The sequence below is a fragment of the Bradyrhizobium sp. WSM1253 genome (assembly GCF_000244935.1).
Lineage (GTDB): Bacteria > Pseudomonadota > Alphaproteobacteria > Rhizobiales > Xanthobacteraceae > Bradyrhizobium > Bradyrhizobium canariense.
This window is the reverse complement of record NZ_JH600073.1, coordinates 4,062,955-4,081,081: the sequence shown is the minus strand read 5'-3', so window position 1 is coordinate 4,081,081 and position 18,127 is coordinate 4,062,955. Positions and strand designations below refer to the sequence as shown.

The window sequence follows — 18,127 nt, the reverse complement described above, 5'->3', positions numbered from 1 at the left end:
CATGATGATGACCCGACGATACATCCTCGCAACCAGCCTGCTGCTCGCGACGGCCTTGGCCCCACCTGCGCGCGCGGAGGACAAGCCGGCGGAAATCCGCATCGGTACGCAGAAGGGCGGCTTCTTCCCCGCGGTTCGCCAGCGCCAGACGCTCGAAAGCGCCTTCAAGCCGCTCGGCATCGAGGTCAAATGGATCGACTTCCAGTTTGGTCCGCCGCTGCTGGAGGCCATCAATGTCGGCAGCGTCGATTTCGGGTTCGTCGGCGATACCCCACCGATCTTCGCGCAAGCCGGCGGCGCCAGGATCCGCTACGTTGCGGCGGTGAAGTCGGACGGCGACACTCAGGCGATCATCGTGCCGAAGAATTCACCGATCAAATCGCTCGCAGACCTCAAGGGCAAGCGCGTTGCCTTCGCCAAGGGATCGAGTGCGCACAACCTCCTGGTCGCGTCGCTCGAGAAGGCCGGTCTCGCCTGGTCCGACATCACGCCGGCACCGCTCGCCCCGGCTGATGCGACAGCCGCCTTCATGAAGGGATCGGTCGATGCCTGGTCGATCTGGGATCCATATCTGGCGCTTGCTGAATTGAAGGAAAGCGCCCGAGTCATCGCCTTCGACAGGGATGTCCACAAGCCGAACGCTTTCTACATCGCCGGGACGGACTTCGTAGAGAAGTATCCTTCGCTGGTGGCAAAGCTCAACGCGAGCTTCGCCTCCGAAGGCGTATGGGCGGAATCTCACCATGAGGAGGTAGCAAAGGCTCAGTCCGAGGCGACCGGCGTCGACATCGAAGCTGTCAGCCGCTTCGTCAACCGCTCCACCTATCGCGTGGTGCCGCTGGATGCAGAGGTGACCAAGAGCCAGCAGGCCGTCGCCGACCGTTTTGCAAAACTGGGCCTGATCCCGAAGCCAGTCAACGTGTCCGACATCGTCTGGAAGTGGACGCCGGGCTCCTGAGGGGACCAGACTTAACTCCGGCGGCGCGCCCTGGTGCGTGCCGCCTTCTTTGCGGCGGCGGAGCGGGCCTTGGCGCCTTTGGTCCGGCTCGCCTTGCGGGCAGTCGCCGAACGCGAAGCAGCGGATCGCTGGCTCGCGGCACGCTTGCCCTGTTTCGACAGTGCACTGCGCGATGCGGTCGAGCGCGGCTCCTTCTTCAAAACCTTTTCGACGGCCCGCGACACGCGCGGCCGGCGCTTCGCGGTGCGCTTGCCCTGACCGACCTCATAGGCATATTTGGCGCTGCGTCGCGTCGCCTTCTTGACGCGTCCCTTGCGCGGCGGCGGAAGATCGACGCCGGCGCGGCGCGCCTCGGACAGACCGATGGCGATGGCCTGTTTCGTCGAGCGCGCACCATGCTTGCCCTTGCGGATCTTGTCGATCTGGTCCTTGACGAATTCGCCGGCCTGCGTGCTTGCCGATTTACCGGCACGCTTGTCTTGCCTGGCTTTGCGAACGACTTGCTGTCTTGGCATGGGTCCGGTTCCCTCTGGAATTCACAGGGATGTCTGACCGCAACGCGCAAGATGGACGATTGATCCTGTCAGTTCCGTAGCGCCGCCAGCAATTCATCCGGGCGTTCGGCCATGATCATGTGGCCGGCGCCGGGCACGATGACGGTCTTCGCATGCGGGATCGCCGCGGCGAGCGCCCTGCCGGCCTTCACCGGCGTCATCATGTCCCGTTCGCCAAGGATGAGCGTCGTGGGCACCTTCACGCTCGCGGCTGCCTGAAGCGCATTCGCGTAAGCATTGCAGGCCGACAAATCCCGGAACAGCACGCCCGGCTCGCAGTGTTTCAACACGGCCTGCGCGCCGCCATGCATCCACAGGCCCGGTGCGAGGCTGCCGCCGAGCTCGGCGTTGAAGCCGAGCCCCCAGATCGAGACCATGTCGTTTGCATCCTGCGAATTGGCTTCGGCCGCCTTCAGCAGATCCGGGCCGACGGTCATGGTCGCGGCCGTGCCGATCAGGCTGAGCGCGGACACCTTGTCGGGGTGACGTGCGGCCGTCTCCAGCGAGATCAGCGAGCCCATGGAATGGCCGATCAGATGCGCTTTCGTCACTCCGGCCGCATCGAGCAGGGCCGCCGTCCAGTCGGCCATTTCGGCGATGCTTGCGAGCGACGGTCCGGGAGAACGGCCGTGGCCGGGCAGATCAGGCGCCAGCACGCCAAAGCCGTGATGGGCGAACCAGCGCGTGTGCAGCGCCCAGGTCGAATGGTCGAAGCCGGCGCCGTGGAGGAAGACGACCGCGGGCAGGGCCTTGTCGAAGTCGCGGCCGCCGGTTGCGACCAGCACCTCGGCGCCGTTGACGGAGAGCTTCATGGTGTCAGACCTTTTGCGAGATGCGCAGCGCTTGGGTGAGATCGTCGATGATATCGCTTGCGGTCTCGATGCCGACCGAGAGCCGCACCAGCTCCTCGCCGATGCCGGAGGACTTAAGTTGTTCGGCGTCCATCTGCTGATGCGTGGTCGAGGCAGGGTGGATCACCAGCGTCTTGGCATCGCCGACATTGGCGAGATGGCTGATCATGCGCAGCTGCTCGATGAACTTGCGGCCCGCGGGCCGCCCGCCCTTGATGCCGAAGGAGACAATCGAGCCGGCGCCGCGCGGCAGCAACTGTTTTGCCAGCTGGTAGTCCGCGTGATCTTCCAGCGAGGGATGCTGCACCCAATCCACGGCCTTGTTGGACTTCAGTGCGTCCAGCACGAGGTGCGTGTTTTGCATATGGCGGTCCATGCGCACCCCGAGTGTCTCCACGCCCTGCAACAGCTGGAACGCGTTGGTCGGGGATAGACAAGCGCCGAAATCGCGCAGGCCTTCGGTGCGCGCACGCATGATGAAGGCCGCGGTGCCGAACTGCTCGTCGAAGACGATGCCGTGATAACCGCCATAGGGTTCGGTCAGCACGCCGAATCTTCCGGATGAGCGCCAATCAAACCGGCCGCCGTCGACGATGGCGCCGCCGATCGCGATGCCGTGGCCGCCGATCCATTTGGTCGCCGAATGCATGACGATGTCGGCCCCGAGTTCGATCGGACGGCTGAGATAGGGCGTGGCAAAGGTGTTGTCGATCAGCAGCGGAATCTTCGCGTCATGCGCGATCTGCGCGACCTTCGGAATGTCCAGCACCTCGAGCCCGGGATTGCCGATGGTCTCACCGATCACCAGCTTCGTGTTCGGCTTGATCGCCGCGCGGAACGCATCGAGATCGCGCGGTTTCACGAACGTTGTGGTGATGCCGAAGCGCGGCAGCGTGTGCGCGAGCAGGTTGATGGTGCCGCCATAGAGCGAGCTCGATGCGACGATATGGTCGCCGGCGTTCAGAAGCGTCGCGATCGCCAGATGCAGCGCCGCCATGCCGCTCGCGGTGCAGATCGCGCCGACGCCACCCTCCAGCGCCGCGAGCCGCTCCTCGAGCACGCCGGTGGTCGGATTGGAGATGCGCGTATAGATGTGGCCGGCGCGCTCGAGGTTGAACAGCGCGGCGGCGTGATCGGAGTCCTGGAACACGTAGGACGTGGTCTGGTAGATCGGCACCGCGCGGGCGCCGGTCGCGGGATCCGGATGCTGGCCCGCATGCAGGCTCAGGGTTTCGAAGGCGGGCGGTTTTGGCGCGGGCATGCGTGGCCTCGTTGCTCAGTCGGCGGGAGGCGGCCCTTGTGCCACAAAAATGCGCGCTGCGTCAGCCCATTGACTGCGTTGTCTAACCCCGGATCGCCTGCTCGATGATCCGCGCCTCCCGCAGCAGGATCTCCGCGGCCTCCTGCTCGCGGCGCGGGCCGAGCCTCGTCCGAACGGCGGAGACGGTCATCGCGGCGGCGGGGCGGCCGTCCGGGGTCTTGATCCAGGTGGAGATCGATTTCGTGCCCTGCACGAGACCAATCTCTCTCATGCCATATCCCAGCCGTCTTGCGGCGGTGACCTGGCCCAGCACCGTCGCAACATCGGTCCGGTAGGCCTCCAGTCTCTTCTCATTGGCAGCGACGATTTTCCGCGCGTCCTGGGCCGGCATCGCGGCGAGGATGGCAACGCCCGCGCTGGAGACGCCGAGCGGTCGGCGCGCGCCGACCTCGATCGACAGCACCTGGATCGGATAGACACCGATCCTGCGGTCGACGCACAGCGTGTCGTTGCCGGTCCGCACCGTCAGGAACAGCGTGTCGCCGATCTCGGTCGACGCACGTTGCAGCGACGGATTGGCGGCGATCAGCAGCCGCGACGGCCGAGCCCGTGCGAGCGCAAGCTCCGGCACCTGGTTGCCGATCGCGTAGCGGCCGGTTTTGTCATGCCGTTCGACGATACCTTCCTCGATCAGCACGTGGACGATGCGATGCACGGTCGGGCGGGTGAGGCCGGTCGCCCGCACCACCTCTGCCAGCGGCACGCCGTCCTCGCGGCCGGCGGCAAGAATGCGCAGCACCGCGAGCGCGCGGCGGATCGCCTGCGCACCCTGTCGCGGTTCGGTGATGCGGCGGGTGGATTTCGCGGAAGCGGTCTTGTCCATAATATGGACAAGAACGCCACAATTCACTCGACAGGTAAAGCGCGCATCTGGAGATTGCGCTCCGAATCGAGATGCCGTGTACGACGTCAGGCAAATCGACGTAAAATTGGAAGCGCCGCCGGGAGGTTAACATGAGATTAATCTGGATTGCCATCGCTGCCGCAGCGGCGATGCTGACGGGACCGGCGTCCGGCCAGCAATGGCCGTCGCGCAACGTCAAGCTGATCGTGCCCTATCCGGCCGGCGGCAATGTCGACAGCGCCGCGCGCATCATCGCCGACAAGCTCCAGGAAAAGCTTGGCCAGCCCTTCATCATCGAGAACAAGGCGGGCGCCGGCGGCATGATCGCGGGCGAGGCTTTCGCGAAATCCGCGCCCGACGGCTACACGCTGTTCGTCGGTGCCAACGGCCCGGTGCTGTTCGCGACCGAAATCAACAAGCGCGACGTCTACAGCTGGAAGAAGGACTTCCTGCCGATTACGACGATCTCGATGACGCCGCTGGTGCTCGAGGTGCATCCGTCGGTGCAGGCGGCGAATTTCAAGGAATTCATCGACCTTGCCAAGCGCGAGCCGGGCAAGTTGACGATGGCCTCGCCCGGTCCCGGCACCACCAACCATCTGCTCAGTGAGCTGATGCAGTCCAGCCTCGACCTGCAATGGGTCACCGCGCACTATCGCGGCAATGCGCCTGCGGTCAACGATCTCTTGGGCGGCCAGGTACAGTTCGCGTTCGACCAGCTCACGGTCAGCCTGCAGCACATCAAGGCCGGCCTGTTCCGGGCGCTGGCCGTCACCAGCCCGCACCGCCTGAAGTCGCTGCCTGACGTCCCGACGTTTGCCGAGCTCGGCTACAAGGATTTTGACGGCCAGACCTTCACCGGCCTGTTCGCACCGGCAGGCACGCCGGCGCCCGTGATCGACAAGCTGCACGACGCGTTGACCGCGATCCTGAAGGACCCCGCCGTGGTCGACAAGTTCGAGAAGCTCGGCGGCGAAGCCGTCGCGATGACGCCCGATGAATTCAGGGCCTATCTCGAGCGCGAGGACGCCAAATGGATTCCGATCGTGCGCAAGGCCAACATCAAGGCGGATTGATCGATGCGGATCGACCCCACCGAGCTCGGCGCCGAGCGCATCTACCGGCTGATGACCGGCATCGTGGTGCCGCGTCCGATCGCCTGGGTGACGAGCCTGTCCCGCGCAGGCGTGCTCAACCTCGCGCCGTTCAGCGCCTTCACCTTCGTCTCGCAGAAGCCGCCGATGCTGGCCATCAGCGTCGGCCGCAAGGGCGCCGACTACAAGGACACCGCGCACAACATTCTCGACACCGAGGAATATGTGATCCACATCGCCGATACCCCGCTGATGCAGGCCGTGCACGACTCGTCGGTAGAGCATCCGCCTGAGATCAGCGAGGTCGCGGAGCTTGGCCTCGAGACGCTCCCGAGCGAGCGCATCAAGGTGCCGCGGCTCAGCATTGCACCGGTTGCGATGGAATGCCGCTTCCGGCAGTGCCTGGAATTCGGCGACGCCCGCAGCCGCCTGATCGTCGGCGAAGTCGTGATGTTCCACCTCCGCGACGGCCTCGTGAACGACGGCAAGGTCGAAACCGCGGCGCTCGATCCGATCGCGCGCATCGGCGGACCGCGCTACGCCCGGCTCGGCGAGATCGTGACGCTGCGCGGCGTGTTCCAGACTCCCAAATCGAAAGACTGAGCGCGCTGCGCCGCGCGCGCCTCAAGACCATTGGAGAACGACCATGCGACTCGTGAGTTATCTCGTGGACGGAGAGCCGCACTATGGTGCCGCCATCGAAGGCGGTGTCGTCGATCTGACCCGGCGGGTCGGCCGCGACTTCTCCGATTTGAGGGCGCTGATCGCAGCCAATGCGCTGGCCGACGCGCAGGAAGCCGTCGCCGGACAAAAGCCGGATTATGCGCTCGACGAGCTCGTGCTGCTTCCGCCGGTGCTGGCGCCGGAAAAGCTCTGGTGCATCGGCGTCAATTATGCCGAGCGCAATGCCGAGTATAAAGACAGCTCCGACCTGCCCAAATATCCCAGCCTGTTCGTGCGCAGCATGTCCTCGATGACGGGCTCCGGTCAGCCGCTGGAGAAGCCCACGGTATCCGATCAGCTCGATTATGAAGGCGAACTCGTCATCGTGATCGGGCAGGGCGGCCGTCACATTCCGCGCGAAAAGGCCTGGTCACACATTTTCGGCATGACGCTGTGCAACGAGGGCACGATCCGCGACTGGCTGCGCCACGGCAAGTTCAATGTCACGCAAGGCAAGAATTTCGACCGCTCCGGCAGCATCGGTCCGTGGATCGTCACGTCGGACGAGCTCGATCCGCGCGGCCCTCATGACATCGTCACGCGCGTCAACGGCGAGGTCCGGCAGCAGGACACCACCGAGCGGCTGATGTTTCCGTTCGACTTTCTGATCTCCTATCTCTCCACGTTCGCCACTCTCAAGCCCGGCGACATGATCGTGACAGGCACGCCGACCGGCGCCGGCGCCCGCTTCGACCCGCCGCGCTGGCTGAAAGTCGGCGATGTCGTCGAGGTCGAATCCAGCCGCATCGGCGTGCTGCGCAACACCGTCGCGGCGGAGAGTTAAACCATGCTGGACACCGCCACGATCGAACGCCTTGCCGCGCGCCTTGACGAGGCCGAGCGCACCAAGACGCTGATCACGATGTTCACCAAAGACTATCCCGATTTCAGCATCGAGGATGCCTATGCCGTTCAGCGCGCCTGGACAAAACTCCAGCTCGGACGCGGCCGGGTTATCAAGGGCCACAAGATCGGCCTGACCTCGAAGGCGATGCAGAACGCGGTCGGCATTTCCGAGCCGGATTACGGCGTGCTGTTCGCCGACATGTTCTATGCCGATGCCACGCCGATTCCGTTCGACCGTTTTCACGCGCCGCGCATCGAGGTCGAGCTCGCCTTCGTGCTGAAGGCGCCGCTGCGCGGGCCGGATTGCACCATCTTCGACGTGCTCAACGCCACCGACTACGTCACCCCGGCGCTGGAGATCCTGGAGACGCGCATGCACCGCGTCGATCCCGACACCGGCAAGGCGCGAAAGGTGATGGACACGATCTCGGACAACGCGGCGAATGCCGCGCTGGTGCTCGGCGGCCGGCCGTTCCGCCCGATGGACGCGGACATGCGCTGGATCGGCGCGCTGTTGTTCCGCAACGGCGAGGTCGAGGAGACCGGGCTTGCGGCCGGCGTGCTCAATCATCCCGCCAACGGCATCGCCTGGCTCGCCAACCGCCTCGCGCCGCATGACGAGCATCTCGCCGCCGGCGAGGTGGTGCTGGCGGGGTCGTTCACGCGTCCGGTCGATATCCGCCGCGGCGACACGTTTCATGCCGACTACGGCGCGTTCGGCTCGGTGTCCTGCCAGTTCGTCTGAACCAACAATAAACGGGAGCGCATCATGACAGGCCAAACGCGGCGCAAGAGCATCCACATCGGCGGCTTCAAGCACGCCAACCCGATTCCGAACGCCTGCCGCATCGGCAATCTCGTGATGTCAGGCGTCATCCTCGGCCGCGATGCCGCCGGCGCGATGCCCGAGAGCCTCGATGCCCAATGCGCCAACATGTTCGCCCATATGAAGGCGACCGTTGAGGCCGCCGGCGGCACCACCGACGACATCATCAAGATGACGGTGTGGCTGAAGGACCGTACGCAGCGCGGCCCGGTCAACGTCGAGTGGCTGAAGATGTTCCCGGACGAGCATTCGCGCCCGGCGCGCCACGCGCTGCCGATGGACAATATGGACGGCGGCGCGCTGGTGCAGTGCGACTTCACCGCAATGATCGACTAAAGGAGTTTGCGTATGCCGACCTATCTGCCGTTCGACCCGAACCCGCGCCGCCCGGTCAAGGCGCCGCCGCCCAAAACCGTCGACAGCCAGTTTCACGTGCTCGGCCCCATCGACAAATATCCGGAACGTCCCGGCGCGGCCTATCGGATGCCGACCGCGACCTGGGAAGCGGCGCTGCGCGTGCACAAGACGCTCGGCATCGAGCGCGGCATCATCGTGCAGACCACCACCTACGGCGCCGATCATGCCGTCGTGCTCGACGGTCTCGCCGCGATGGGCCCGAACTATCGCGGCTGCGCCAACGCGCTGGTGTTCGCGGAGGCGAACGACACTTATCTCGCCAAGCTGCATGATGCAGGTGTCCGCGGCGCGCGCTTCAGCTTCCGCCAGGAGCTCGGCGCCGTGCTGTCGGATGCCGATTTCCTCCGCGCGATTGCCCGCATCCGCGAGCTCGGCTGGTACGTCAAGATCCAGCCCGAGAAGGACGGCATCGTCTCCAGCGTCGCCAAATACGAGAATCTCGACGTGCCCGTGCTGATCGACCACATGGCGCGTCCCGATCCGGAAGCCGGCAGGAACGATCCGAATTTGCGCAAGATGCTCGAACTGCTCGCCAAGGGCAATTTCTGGGTGATGCTGTCGCTCGGCGAGAAGACCTCGAAGCTCGGGCCGCCTTACGACGACGTCATCCCGATCGCGCGCGCCTATATCGAGGCCGCAGTCGACCGCTGCGTCTGGGCCAGCGACTGGCCGCATCCGGTCTCGGTCAAGCAGCCGCCCAACGACGCCGATCTGCTCGAGCTGATGTACCGCTACGCGCCTGATCAGGCGGAGCTTGAGAAGATTTTGGTGCACAATCCGGCCAAGCTGTTCGGCTTTCCGGATTAGGGGCTGCTTTCTGGATTTGGGGCTCGAGGCTCGCAACAAACGCGGTGCGCTCCCTCTCCCGCCTGCGGGAGAGGGCTGGGGTGAGGGCTCTCTCCTCTGGGAGATTGTCCCATCGCGGAAACACCCTCTCCCCAACCCTCCCCCGCAGGCGGGGGAGGGAGCGCACCTTCACTGTCGCAACAATCGCGCCCGCTCACCCCGCCAGCCGGTCCCTTACCCCAGCCGCGATCTCGAACGAGTGCAGTCGCGCAGCGTGATCGTAGATCTGGCCCGTGGTCATCAGTTCGTCCGCGCCGGTATCGGCGATCAGCGCCTTCAGCTTCGCTTCGACCATGTCAGGCGAGCCGACCGCCGAGCAGGACAGCGACTGCCCGACCATGGCCTTTTCCGCCGGCGACCACAGCGCGTCCATGTCGTCGACCGGTGGCGGCAGCGGGCCGGGCGTGCCGCGGCGAAGATTGATGAACTGCTGCTGCAGCGAGGAGAACATGCGTTGCGCGTCCGCCTCGCTATCGGCGGCGAACACGTTGACGCCGACCATTGCATAGGGCTTGTCCAGCTGCGCCGACGGCTCGAACCGCGCGCGATACTCGCGCAGCGCCGGCATCATCATCTGCGGCGCGAAATGCGAGGCGAACGCGAACGGCAGACCGAGCATGCCTGCGAGCTGCGCGCCAAAGGTGCTGGATCCCAGGATCCACAGCGGCACCTTCGTCCCCATGCCCGGCACGGCGCGGATGGTCTGGTTCGGCTTGACGTCGCCGAGCAGCGCCTGCAACTCCAGCACGTCCTGCGGAAAATTCTCGGAGCTGGTGGCGAGATCGCGGCGCAGCGCGCGTGCGGTGAACTGGTCGGTGCCCGGCGCCCTGCCGAGCCCAAGATCGATCCGCCCGGGAAAGAGCGAGGCCAGCGTGCCGAACTGCTCGGCGATGACCAGCGGTGAATGGTTCGGCAGCATGATCCCGCCGGAGCCGACGCGGATGGTTTTGGTGCCGCCCGCGACATGCCCGATCACCACCGACGTCGCCGCGCTCGCGATGCCCGTCATGTTGTGATGCTCGGCCAGCCAGAACCGTTTGTAGCCCCAACCTTCGGCGTGCCGGGCGAGATCGAGCGAATTGCGGAACGCTTGTGACGCGTCGCCACCCTGGCGGATGGGCGCGAGGTCGAGCACGGAGAAGGGGATCATTTCGGTACCGAAGTGGAGGAGGATGACGCGCGGCGGCTGAGAATACATGTAGTGTCGGCGCGTAGGATGGGTAGAGCGCAGCGAAACCCATCATGCGTCTTCATCGAACAAGGCTCGATGGGTTTCGCTTCGCTCTACCCATCCTACGAAGCTGTTCGAGCGGCCTAAACCCCATTCACAACACCGTCATCGCGCCCCGTTCCACCCCTCGCCCCAACTGGGCGTCTCGCGTCTGTTGTTGTACCATTCCCGGAGCCACTGCTCTGTTGCAGGAGGAACCGACATGACCACGGTCCTACTCAATCGCCGCAACCTCCTTGCCGCTGGCGGCTCGATCGTCGCCACCGGGATTTTGGCAACCGGCGTTCCCGGCCTGCTGTTGCCTGCCCGTGCGGACGGCCTCGCGCCGACCGAGACGATGTCGGGCGGCGCGAACAATTACCGCAAGGGCGCAGCGATCGTGGAGCGGATCGGCAAGGGCGGCTTCTGGATGAGCGGTACCGTGCGCCGCGCCGGCGACGGCGCGCCGCTCGCAGCCCAACGCATCCAGATCTGGGCGCACACCACCGAAGGGCAGGAGCACGAGCCGCAAAGCCATGGCGCCACGCTCACCGACAAGGACGGCAAGTTCCGGCTCGAGATGCCGCAGATCATTCCGATTTTCGGCCAGCCGCATGGACATCTCGCCTATGACAGCGGCGACTTCAAAACCGTGTTTCTGCGTCCGGTGATGCGGAGCGCAAAAGAAACCAGCCTGGAAGCGCACTTCGTCCTGCAGCCGGCCTGATCGCATTGCAAATGAAGGGGCGGAGATCGGCCCGGGCGAGCCTGATCTGGGTCGCCCTCGCCTTGGCCATTGGCGTGCCGATCGCGTTCGCTGCCGGAAGCGAGCAACTTGCATGGCGCGGCCCGGTCTACATCCTCGCCGGCTTTGCCGGGATGATTGCTCTGGGTCTTGTCCTCGTTCAGCCCCTGCTGATCGGCGGATATCTGCCGGGACTGTCGGCCTATCGCGGCCGGCGCGCCCATCACTGGATCGGCGGCGCGCTTGCTCTGGCGGTGGTGATCCACGTCGCCGGCCTCTGGATCACCAGCCCGCCCGATATGATCGACGCCCTGACCTATACCTCACCGACGCCGTTCTCCCCCTTCGGCGTGACCGCGATGTGGGCCATCTTCACCGTCGCGCTTCTGGCGCTACTGCGCCGGCGATTGGGATTGCGGCTGCGCACCTGGCGCATCGTCCATATTCCCCTCGCGATCATCATCGTAGCGGCCAGCGTCGCCCATTGCCTGCTGATCGAGGGGACGATGGAGACGATCTCGAAGGCAGTGCTGTGCGCAGCTGTGCTTGCGGCGACCGTCAAGGTGATGGTTGATCTCAGGCGAAAGCGGACGCTCCGCGGCGAGAGTGTTGCGCGGCAGTAAGCGTAGGGTGGGCAAAGGCGCGTAGCGCCGTGCCCACCATCTATCTATCAATAGTGGTTGGTGGGCACGCTTCGCTTTGCCCACCCTAAGAGCTACGAAATTTTCGCTGACCGCCTTGTTCCAACACGTTGAGCATCGTACCGATGTCTCCTCTGCTTGCCGCGGAAGGCGGTGAAGATTATCCTCCCGTGATGGCCGTCAGTGTCCCCGACCTGAAAGCATTCCTGCTCGCCACACCGTTCTTCGGCGGTATCCCGGATCAAAGTCTCGATCTCCTGATGTCGATGCTGGTCGAGTGCCGATTTGATACCGGAGCAACCGTCGTGACGGAGGGCGAACCCGGACGCTCGCTGTTCATCGTCAAGTCCGGCCGGCTGGCGGTGAGCAAGCGGGCGAATGCGGGGAGCGTCATTCCGATTTCAGTTCTCGAGCCCGGGGATTTCTTCGGCGAGATGACGCTGATCGAAATGCAGAATCGATCCGCCACGGTGGTCGCGGAGAGTCCGACCGTGCTTTACGAGTTGACGGCCCAGAAGCTCTACGCCTGCTACAAGGCCGATATCCACGCCTATGTGATCATCCTGCAAAACATTAATCGCGAGCTATGCCGACGGCTTCGCCGGTCTGATGATCGGTTTACCGGGCACAGTGCGTAGGATGGGTAGAGCACTGCGAAACCCATCATATTTCGTCACCGAACGAGGCCTCGATGGGTTTCGCTGCGCTCTACCCATCCTACGAGCTGAGATGTTTTCATGGGCACGTTCTATACCGACGAGCAGATACAGGAAGCCGTTGCTGCCTTAGAGGACCACACTCCCGGTATCTTCGAGAGAATGAAGAAATTGGCCTCAGTCAACGATCCGTTTAGCGATGAGCAAGAAGCAGAACTAGGAGCCGTCGTAAGAGTTCTCACTATCGTTCTGCCGAAAGTGTCGTACGTGGTGCAAGCTGAAGACAAAAATGAAGCGAGAGCGCGCCTCAGCATAGACCTGGGCGACGTTGTTCGCGCTGCACTCGCATCAGATGAAGACGATTCCCAATAACGCCCGCCATGGCCGCCTAAGGCTAACGTCGGTCATGCCAATCTGACCCGTCGGGCAAAACACCCGCCTCCCGCAAAGCCCCGCCAACCCTCCCTCACAAAAATATTCCACTTTACCGAAATTCGGAATCGCAGTATCAATCCGCCATCCCGGTCCAGGGAGAGGGGCGATCGTCCGTCGTAACGAACGTGGATCGGGGTGCGGTGGACGCAGCAGTGTCGGGCACGAAGGCGGGGACCAGGGCGAGATGAACCTCGTGAGGTCTTGTCTAGCGTGCGGACGAACGGCGCCAACGCCCTGCGAAGCCCTTTTGGGCGAAGCAGGACGTGTCCGGCGAAGCCTCTTGGCGAAGCCGGATCGCTGCGTACGGCAAAATCGTGTGGTCCTGGCCGTCGTTGCTACGGTCAAGCCTTGCGGAGATGGATCGGGGCTCTACCGGGTCTTTGTCCATCGTCAATTCGCAAGGCGACGGTGACAAAAAGGAACTCGTCGCCGGGGAGAGCGCGGCATAAGCCGTCAACCCACTGCGCAGGGAAGGCCGAGTGTTCGGCGTCACCTGTATGCTGCTGTGCGGTCTCTTTGCGCTACATCTTTGCGCAGCGGACCGCGGGTGCCAGCCGGCACCCGGTCTTCCCTGCGCCCTCTTCACAGAGGAGGGCTACGAAAAAAGCAAAACTCGGGCATTTGGTGCCGCGAGAAGGCTGCTTCATGTGCGATTTGAGCGAGGGAATGGTGCTGCCAGACAGGATTGAACTGTCGACCTCTCCATTACCAATGGAGTGCTCTACCACTGAGCTACGGCAGCATGTGCTGGGGTAAGAATCGGCCGCCACGAGGGGCCTACCAAGCGGGCCGATATCTGCCACAAGCCCCCCTCCTGTGCAAGCTTGCTAGCTCCGCCAAAGCGATAAAATCGGGTCGATATCGGGGCCAAAATGCCTGTTTTGGCTCGAAACGGCCGACTTTCCGCGGATTCGGTTCCGATATCCCCACCCAACTGGCCAGTTGCCCGATGCGCCGGATTCGATCCATTTCGATTTTCGCACGATCGGATCGCGCGGCCCTCTTGAGCTGCCTTATTCCTCGGGCATGTTATCGCCGATCGCTGTAATGGACCTCGATGGCAGACCAGAACGACAAGAGTACGAAGCAGGACTCCAGACAGGCGAGGGCATCCCGCGACGACCGGCTCAAATCGGCGCTGCGCGAAAACCTGAAGCGGCGAAAGATGCAGGCGCGCGAACGGGCCGCAAGTGGCGGCCCCTCGCAGAACGAAGATGATTCCCTAAATGAGGGGACCGCCGGCAAGATAGCCGACAAGACCGGCGACTAGAATTTTTTGGAGTGCATGGCCGTGGCAATGGGGCAGGACGAGCAGCAACGACCCGACGGTGACGCGCAGATGTCGCGGTTCACCCGCCCTGAGCAGACCTTTCCGGCGCTGACATCAGCCGAGATCGAGCGGATGAGGCATTTCGGTGAGGTCCGCAACTACGCCGATGGGGAATTCCTGTTCGAGACCGGCAAGCCCGGGCCGGGCATGTTCGTCGTGCTGAAGGGCCACGTCGCCATCACCCAGCGCGACGGCCTTGGCCATGTCACCCCGTTGATCGACCAGGGGCCGGGGCAATTTTTGGCCGAGTTGAGCCAGCTCTCGGGACGGCCGGCGCTGGTCGACGGCCGCGCCGAAGGCGATGTCGAGACGCTGCTGTTGCCACCGGAGCGGCTGCGCGCGCTGCTGGTCGCCGAGGCTGAACTCGGCGAGCGCATCATGCGCGCGCTGATTCTGCGCCGGGTCAATCTGCTCCAGGGCGGCGTTGGCGGCGTGGTGCTGATCGGTCCGTCGCATTCGGCAGGCGTGGTGCGGTTGCAGGGCTTCCTCACCCGCAACGGTCAGCCGCATCATCTGCTCGATCCCGCGCGCGATCGCGACGCCGCCGATGTCATCGCGCGTTATTCGCCCAAGCCGGACGATTGGCCGCTGGTCGTCACCCCCGATGGTGCGGTGCTGCGCAATCCCGGCGAAACCGAGCTTGCGCGCGCGATCGGCATGATCGGCGGCCCGCGCAACGACCGCATCTACGACGTCGCGATCGTCGGCTCCGGGCCGGCCGGGCTCGCTACCGCCGTGTATGCCGCGTCAGAAGGCCTCTCGGTCGCCGTGCTCGACACCCGCGCCTTCGGCGGCCAGGCCGGCGCCAGCGCGCGCATCGAAAACTATCTCGGCTTTCCGACCGGCATTTCCGGCCAAGCCCTGACCGCGCGCGCCTTCAACCAGGCGCAAAAGTTCGGCGCGGAGATCATGATCCCGGTGACGGTGAAGTCGCTCGACTGCACGCGCAAGGACGGCGCGTTTTCGGTGGCGCTTGACGGCTGCGACCCGCTGCATTCGCGCGCGGTGGTGGTCGCAAGCGGCGCGCGCTATCGCCGGCCCGAGATCGAGAACCTCGACAAGTTCGAAGGGCGTGGCGTCTGGTATTGGGCCTCGCCGGTCGAGGCGAAGCTGTGCGCCGGCGAAGAGGTGGCGCTGGTCGGTGCTGGCAACTCCGCGGGGCAGGCCGCTGTTTTCCTGTCGGGGCACGCCAAGAAAGTGCTGATGATCATCCGCGGCGGCGGGCTTGGCGCCAGCATGTCGCGCTATCTCATCGAGCGCATCGAAGCCACGCCGAACATCGAACTGATGTTCAACACCGAGATCACGGCGCTCGAAGGCGACGAGGCCTCGCTACTGCGGCGCATCCGCTGGAAGAGCCGGCTGTCTGATGACGAGGATTTCGCGGATATCCGCAATCTCTTCCTGTTCGTCGGCGCCGATCCCGCCACCAATTGGCTCGACGGCTGCGGCGTGACGCTCGATCGCGGCGGCTTCGTCGTCACGGGCGCGCAGTCCGAGCAGAACCAGGGCCGACTGGTGGCGCCGCTGGAGACCTCGGTGCCCGGCGTCTACGCGGTCGGCGACGTCCGCTCCGGCTCGGTCAAGCGCGTCGGCGGCGCCATCGGCGAAGGCGCGCAGGTCGTGGCCTCCCTGCACGGCTTCCTCGGCGACGCCGCAAAACCGGCGCTTTAGTCAAGCAGAAGACGAGCGGACGGCAAGCCGAATCTGGCTTGCCATCTTGCCGGGTGATGCGTGACTATCTCCCCTCATCCTGAGGAGCGGCCGCAGGCCGCGTCTCGAAGGATGAAGGCCCAGCTGCCAAAGCCGGGCCTTCATGGTTCGAGACGCGTGCTTCGCACGCTCCTCACCATGAGGATCTAACAGAACAAATTTCAACGGGAGGACTAAATGGCTGAACTCGTCGTGCTCTACAAGACGCCCAAGGATGCTGCCGCCTTCGACAAGCATTATGCCGAGACTCACATCCCGCTCGCCAAGAAACTTCCCGGCTTGAAGAAATACGCCGTGAGCACGGGCACGGTCGGCTCCCCCGCCGGACCTTCCGGAATTCACCTCGTCGCCATTCTCACCTTCGACAACGTCGCCGCCATCCAGTCGGCTTTCGGCAGCGAAGCAGGCAAGGCGGCCGCCGGCGACGTGCCGAAATTCGCCACTGGCGGCGCCGACCTGTTGATCTTCGATACCAAGGAAGTGTGAGCCGCGACTTTCGTCGTGTAGCCCGGATGGAGCGCAGCGTAATCCGGGGCCACTGCATTTGCATGCGAAAATCCCGGATTACGCTATCGCTCCATCCGGGCTACGCACTACAAACTGTCGTCGTTCGTGACAGCGTTGCAAAAAATTCAGCCATGCGTTTTTCGATTCGCACGATGACGCTTGGCTGCGCACGCATGTGTGACACCAGCGCGTGTGGCAATCCGATGAGGACCGTAATATCAATCCCGAACTCGATGCAGAGAGTAGGAGAGATGTCATGGTTCTTGGGTTGAGCTTGCCCGCCTTCACGCTGGTTCATGTCATCATCAGCCTGATCGGCATTGCCGCCGGCCTCGTCGTGATGTTCGGCCTGCTCGGCTCGAAGTCGATGCCGGGCCTCACCGCGATTTTCTTAGCGTTTACGATCCTCACCAGCGCCACCGGCTTCCTGTTTCCGTTCAAGGAGCTGCTGCCGTCGCATATCATCGGCATCATCTCGCTGGTGCTGCTCGCGATCGCCTGCATCGCGCTGTACGGCATGAAGCTCGCTGGCGTCTGGCGTCCGGTCTACATCGTGACCGCGATGATCTCGCTGTATTTCAATGTCTTCGTGCTGGTGATCCAGTCGTTCCTGAAGGTGCCGGCGCTCGCCGCGCTCGCACCCGCCGTGGCGCCGGCGCCGCCCGGAGGCCCCGTGTTCGCGGTGGTGCAGGGCCTCGTGCTGGTGTTCTTCGTGGTGCTCACCATCGGCGCCTGGCGCCGCTTCAGGCCGATGGCGTTCGCCTGATCATTCAAGGAGCCTGACAATGCCCACCATCACCACCAAGGACGGTGTCGAGATATTCTACAAGGACTGGGGCTCGGGCCAGCCGATCGTGTTCAGCCACGGCTGGCCGCTGTCGGCCGACGACTGGGACGCGCAGATGATGTTCTTCGTGACGCACGGCTATCGCGTCATCGCGCACGACCGTCGCGGCCATGGCCGTTCGTCGCAGGTCGCCGACGGCCACGACATGGATCATTATGCCGATGATCTCGCGGCCGTGACGGCCCATCTCGATCTCAAGAACGCGATCCATGTCGGCCACTCCACCGGCGGCGGCGAAGTGGTGCATTACATCGCGCGCCACGGCGAGAGCCGGGTGGCGAAGGCCGCGATCCTCTCGGCGGTGCCGCCGCTGATGCTGCAGACTGCGGCCAACCCCGGCGGCCTGCCGAAGAGCGTGTTCGACGATTTCCAGGTGCAGCTCGCTGCCGGCCGCGCCAGCTTCTACCGCGACATCGCGGCCGGCCCCTTCTATGGCTACAATCGTCCCGGCGCAAAGCCGTCGGAAGCGGTGATCCAGAACTGGTGGCGCCAGGGCATGATGGGCGGCGCGAAGGCCCATTATGACGGCATCGTCGCGTTCTCGCAGACCGACTTCACCGAGGACTTGAGGAAGATCAATGTGCCGGTGCTGGTGATGCACGGCGACGACGACCAGATCGTGCCTTACGCCGACTCCGCGCCGCTGTCGGCCAAGCTGCTCAAGAACGGTACGCTGAAGACCTACAAGGGTTTTCCGCACGGCATGCCGACGACGCACGCCGAGACCATCAACGCGGACCTGTTGGCGTTCTTTAGGGAGTGA

The 18,127-nt window shown here is 64.3% G+C and carries 21 protein-coding genes and 1 tRNA gene; 16 read left to right on the top strand and 6 right to left on the bottom strand.

Annotated elements, in window-relative coordinates; genetic code table 11:
* Nucleotides 1–4 precede the first annotated feature (4 nt).
* On the top strand, nucleotides 5–958 hold the full coding sequence (locus tag BRA1253DRAFT_RS20850) for an aliphatic sulfonate ABC transporter substrate-binding protein (protein WP_007597603.1): 954 nt from the start codon (nucleotides 5–7) through the stop codon (nucleotides 956–958).
* Nucleotides 959–969: 11 nt separating this feature from the next.
* Here BRA1253DRAFT_RS20850 and BRA1253DRAFT_RS20845 read toward each other — a convergent pair whose 3' ends face one another.
* From BRA1253DRAFT_RS20845 to BRA1253DRAFT_RS20830, 4 genes are all read right to left on the bottom strand, one after another.
* Nucleotides 970–1,473, bottom strand: a complete 504-nt coding sequence (locus BRA1253DRAFT_RS20845) for a DUF6496 domain-containing protein (RefSeq protein ID WP_007597601.1) — start codon at nucleotides 1,471–1,473, stop codon at nucleotides 970–972.
* A gap of 68 nt (nucleotides 1,474–1,541) precedes the next feature.
* A complete protein-coding gene (locus tag BRA1253DRAFT_RS20840) occupies nucleotides 1,542–2,324 on the bottom strand; it encodes an alpha/beta fold hydrolase (RefSeq protein WP_007597600.1) in 783 nt (260 codons plus the stop codon).
* A 4-nt stretch (nucleotides 2,325–2,328) separates the two neighbouring features.
* Complete coding sequence (locus BRA1253DRAFT_RS20835) at nucleotides 2,329–3,624, bottom strand: O-acetylhomoserine aminocarboxypropyltransferase (protein WP_007597599.1); 1,296 nt, start codon at nucleotides 3,622–3,624, stop codon at nucleotides 2,329–2,331.
* Nucleotides 3,625–3,706: 82 nt separating this feature from the next.
* On the bottom strand, nucleotides 3,707–4,507 hold the full coding sequence (locus BRA1253DRAFT_RS20830) for an IclR family transcriptional regulator (protein WP_007597598.1): 801 nt from the start codon (nucleotides 4,505–4,507) through the stop codon (nucleotides 3,707–3,709).
* A 131-nt stretch (nucleotides 4,508–4,638) separates the two neighbouring features.
* On the opposite strand from BRA1253DRAFT_RS20830, the gene BRA1253DRAFT_RS20825 reads away from it, so the two are divergent.
* From BRA1253DRAFT_RS20825 to BRA1253DRAFT_RS20800, 6 genes are read left to right on the top strand one after another with little or no spacing between them, the layout of a single operon-like run.
* On the top strand, nucleotides 4,639–5,604 hold the full coding sequence (locus BRA1253DRAFT_RS20825; protein WP_007597597.1) for a tripartite tricarboxylate transporter substrate binding protein: 966 nt from the start codon (nucleotides 4,639–4,641) through the stop codon (nucleotides 5,602–5,604).
* Nucleotides 5,605–5,607: 3 nt separating this feature from the next.
* A complete protein-coding gene (locus BRA1253DRAFT_RS20820; protein WP_007597595.1) occupies nucleotides 5,608–6,225 on the top strand; it encodes a flavin reductase family protein in 618 nt (205 codons plus the stop codon).
* Nucleotides 6,226–6,268: 43 nt separating this feature from the next.
* Nucleotides 6,269–7,129, top strand: a complete 861-nt coding sequence (locus tag BRA1253DRAFT_RS20815) for a fumarylacetoacetate hydrolase family protein (RefSeq protein ID WP_007597593.1) — start codon at nucleotides 6,269–6,271, stop codon at nucleotides 7,127–7,129.
* A 3-nt stretch (nucleotides 7,130–7,132) separates the two neighbouring features.
* Entirely contained in the window at nucleotides 7,133–7,936 is an 804-nt protein-coding gene (hpaH, locus tag BRA1253DRAFT_RS20810) for a 2-oxo-hept-4-ene-1,7-dioate hydratase (RefSeq protein ID WP_007597591.1), read from the top strand.
* A gap of 24 nt (nucleotides 7,937–7,960) precedes the next feature.
* Nucleotides 7,961–8,353 carry a RidA family protein gene (locus tag BRA1253DRAFT_RS20805; RefSeq protein ID WP_007597590.1) on the top strand — a complete coding sequence of 131 codons (393 nt, stop codon included), beginning with the start codon at nucleotides 7,961–7,963 and terminating at the stop codon, nucleotides 8,351–8,353.
* Nucleotides 8,354–8,365: 12 nt separating this feature from the next.
* Nucleotides 8,366–9,241 carry an amidohydrolase gene (locus tag BRA1253DRAFT_RS20800; protein WP_007597589.1) on the top strand — a complete coding sequence of 292 codons (876 nt, stop codon included), beginning with the start codon at nucleotides 8,366–8,368 and terminating at the stop codon, nucleotides 9,239–9,241.
* 193 nt (nucleotides 9,242–9,434) lie between these two features.
* On the opposite strand, the gene BRA1253DRAFT_RS20795 is transcribed toward BRA1253DRAFT_RS20800, so the two are convergent.
* The gene (locus tag BRA1253DRAFT_RS20795) at nucleotides 9,435–10,430 is read right to left on the bottom strand and encodes an LLM class flavin-dependent oxidoreductase (RefSeq protein ID WP_035995312.1); all 996 of its coding nucleotides are present in this window, start codon (nucleotides 10,428–10,430) and stop codon (nucleotides 9,435–9,437) included.
* Between the two features lie 283 nt (nucleotides 10,431–10,713).
* On the opposite strand from BRA1253DRAFT_RS20795, the gene BRA1253DRAFT_RS20790 reads away from it, so the two are divergent.
* From BRA1253DRAFT_RS20790 to BRA1253DRAFT_RS20775, 4 genes are all read left to right on the top strand, one after another.
* Nucleotides 10,714–11,217 (top strand): hypothetical protein, encoded by a 504-nt coding sequence (locus tag BRA1253DRAFT_RS20790; RefSeq protein WP_007597587.1) that lies wholly within the window; start codon nucleotides 10,714–10,716, stop codon nucleotides 11,215–11,217.
* 11 nt (nucleotides 11,218–11,228) lie between these two features.
* Nucleotides 11,229–11,858 carry a ferric reductase-like transmembrane domain-containing protein gene (locus BRA1253DRAFT_RS20785; RefSeq protein ID WP_007597586.1) on the top strand — a complete coding sequence of 210 codons (630 nt, stop codon included), beginning with the start codon at nucleotides 11,229–11,231 and terminating at the stop codon, nucleotides 11,856–11,858.
* 191 nt (nucleotides 11,859–12,049) lie between these two features.
* A complete protein-coding gene (locus BRA1253DRAFT_RS20780) occupies nucleotides 12,050–12,514 on the top strand; it encodes a Crp/Fnr family transcriptional regulator (protein ID WP_035993730.1) in 465 nt (154 codons plus the stop codon).
* Between the two features lie 99 nt (nucleotides 12,515–12,613).
* Nucleotides 12,614–12,904, top strand: coding sequence for a hypothetical protein (locus BRA1253DRAFT_RS20775; RefSeq protein ID WP_007597584.1), 291 nt, complete (start codon nucleotides 12,614–12,616; stop codon nucleotides 12,902–12,904).
* A gap of 730 nt (nucleotides 12,905–13,634) precedes the next feature.
* Here the strand turns inward: BRA1253DRAFT_RS20775 and BRA1253DRAFT_RS20770 are convergent.
* A tRNA-Thr gene (locus tag BRA1253DRAFT_RS20770) sits at nucleotides 13,635–13,709 on the bottom strand.
* A 315-nt stretch (nucleotides 13,710–14,024) separates the two neighbouring features.
* Between BRA1253DRAFT_RS20770 and BRA1253DRAFT_RS20765 the strand changes: the two genes are divergently transcribed.
* From BRA1253DRAFT_RS20765 to BRA1253DRAFT_RS20745, 5 genes are all read left to right on the top strand, one after another.
* On the top strand, nucleotides 14,025–14,237 hold the full coding sequence (locus BRA1253DRAFT_RS20765) for a hypothetical protein (protein ID WP_007597578.1): 213 nt from the start codon (nucleotides 14,025–14,027) through the stop codon (nucleotides 14,235–14,237).
* A 27-nt stretch (nucleotides 14,238–14,264) separates the two neighbouring features.
* Nucleotides 14,265–15,971: an FAD-dependent oxidoreductase gene (locus BRA1253DRAFT_RS20760; RefSeq protein ID WP_035993727.1), complete on the top strand. Its 1,707-nt coding sequence runs from the start codon at nucleotides 14,265–14,267 to the stop codon at nucleotides 15,969–15,971.
* Nucleotides 15,972–16,187: 216 nt separating this feature from the next.
* Nucleotides 16,188–16,496, top strand: a complete 309-nt coding sequence (locus BRA1253DRAFT_RS20755; protein ID WP_007597575.1) for an EthD family reductase — start codon at nucleotides 16,188–16,190, stop codon at nucleotides 16,494–16,496.
* Nucleotides 16,497–16,773: 277 nt separating this feature from the next.
* A complete protein-coding gene (locus tag BRA1253DRAFT_RS20750; protein ID WP_007597572.1) occupies nucleotides 16,774–17,283 on the top strand; it encodes a hypothetical protein in 510 nt (169 codons plus the stop codon).
* 19 nt (nucleotides 17,284–17,302) lie between these two features.
* The gene (locus BRA1253DRAFT_RS20745) at nucleotides 17,303–18,127 is read left to right on the top strand and encodes an alpha/beta fold hydrolase (protein WP_007597570.1); all 825 of its coding nucleotides are present in this window, start codon (nucleotides 17,303–17,305) and stop codon (nucleotides 18,125–18,127) included.

What these genes read in the sequence shown, in the direction of transcription:
- BRA1253DRAFT_RS20850 (WP_007597603.1), top strand. Translation starts at nt 5, where the DNA reads ATGATGACCCGACGATACATCCTCGCAACCAGCCTGCTGCTCGCGACG.
- BRA1253DRAFT_RS20845 (WP_007597601.1), bottom strand. Translation starts at nt 1,473, where the DNA reads ATGCCAAGACAGCAAGTCGTTCGCAAAGCCAGGCAAGACAAGCGTGCC.
- BRA1253DRAFT_RS20840 (WP_007597600.1), bottom strand. Translation starts at nt 2,324, where the DNA reads ATGAAGCTCTCCGTCAACGGCGCCGAGGTGCTGGTCGCAACCGGCGGC.
- BRA1253DRAFT_RS20835 (WP_007597599.1), bottom strand. Translation starts at nt 3,624, where the DNA reads ATGCCCGCGCCAAAACCGCCCGCCTTCGAAACCCTGAGCCTGCATGCG.
- BRA1253DRAFT_RS20830 (WP_007597598.1), bottom strand. Translation starts at nt 4,507, where the DNA reads ATGGACAAGACCGCTTCCGCGAAATCCACCCGCCGCATCACCGAACCG.
- BRA1253DRAFT_RS20825 (WP_007597597.1), top strand. Translation starts at nt 4,639, where the DNA reads ATGAGATTAATCTGGATTGCCATCGCTGCCGCAGCGGCGATGCTGACG.
- BRA1253DRAFT_RS20820 (WP_007597595.1), top strand. Translation starts at nt 5,608, where the DNA reads ATGCGGATCGACCCCACCGAGCTCGGCGCCGAGCGCATCTACCGGCTG.
- BRA1253DRAFT_RS20815 (WP_007597593.1), top strand. Translation starts at nt 6,269, where the DNA reads ATGCGACTCGTGAGTTATCTCGTGGACGGAGAGCCGCACTATGGTGCC.
- hpaH (WP_007597591.1), top strand. Translation starts at nt 7,133, where the DNA reads ATGCTGGACACCGCCACGATCGAACGCCTTGCCGCGCGCCTTGACGAG.
- BRA1253DRAFT_RS20805 (WP_007597590.1), top strand. Translation starts at nt 7,961, where the DNA reads ATGACAGGCCAAACGCGGCGCAAGAGCATCCACATCGGCGGCTTCAAG.
- BRA1253DRAFT_RS20800 (WP_007597589.1), top strand. Translation starts at nt 8,366, where the DNA reads ATGCCGACCTATCTGCCGTTCGACCCGAACCCGCGCCGCCCGGTCAAG.
- BRA1253DRAFT_RS20795 (WP_035995312.1), bottom strand. Translation starts at nt 10,430, where the DNA reads ATGATCCCCTTCTCCGTGCTCGACCTCGCGCCCATCCGCCAGGGTGGC.
- BRA1253DRAFT_RS20790 (WP_007597587.1), top strand. Translation starts at nt 10,714, where the DNA reads ATGACCACGGTCCTACTCAATCGCCGCAACCTCCTTGCCGCTGGCGGC.
- BRA1253DRAFT_RS20785 (WP_007597586.1), top strand. Translation starts at nt 11,229, where the DNA reads ATGAAGGGGCGGAGATCGGCCCGGGCGAGCCTGATCTGGGTCGCCCTC.
- BRA1253DRAFT_RS20780 (WP_035993730.1), top strand. Translation starts at nt 12,050, where the DNA reads ATGGCCGTCAGTGTCCCCGACCTGAAAGCATTCCTGCTCGCCACACCG.
- BRA1253DRAFT_RS20775 (WP_007597584.1), top strand. Translation starts at nt 12,614, where the DNA reads ATGGGCACGTTCTATACCGACGAGCAGATACAGGAAGCCGTTGCTGCC.
- BRA1253DRAFT_RS20765 (WP_007597578.1), top strand. Translation starts at nt 14,025, where the DNA reads ATGGCAGACCAGAACGACAAGAGTACGAAGCAGGACTCCAGACAGGCG.
- BRA1253DRAFT_RS20760 (WP_035993727.1), top strand. Translation starts at nt 14,265, where the DNA reads ATGGGGCAGGACGAGCAGCAACGACCCGACGGTGACGCGCAGATGTCG.
- BRA1253DRAFT_RS20755 (WP_007597575.1), top strand. Translation starts at nt 16,188, where the DNA reads ATGGCTGAACTCGTCGTGCTCTACAAGACGCCCAAGGATGCTGCCGCC.
- BRA1253DRAFT_RS20750 (WP_007597572.1), top strand. Translation starts at nt 16,774, where the DNA reads ATGGTTCTTGGGTTGAGCTTGCCCGCCTTCACGCTGGTTCATGTCATC.
- BRA1253DRAFT_RS20745 (WP_007597570.1), top strand. Translation starts at nt 17,303, where the DNA reads ATGCCCACCATCACCACCAAGGACGGTGTCGAGATATTCTACAAGGAC.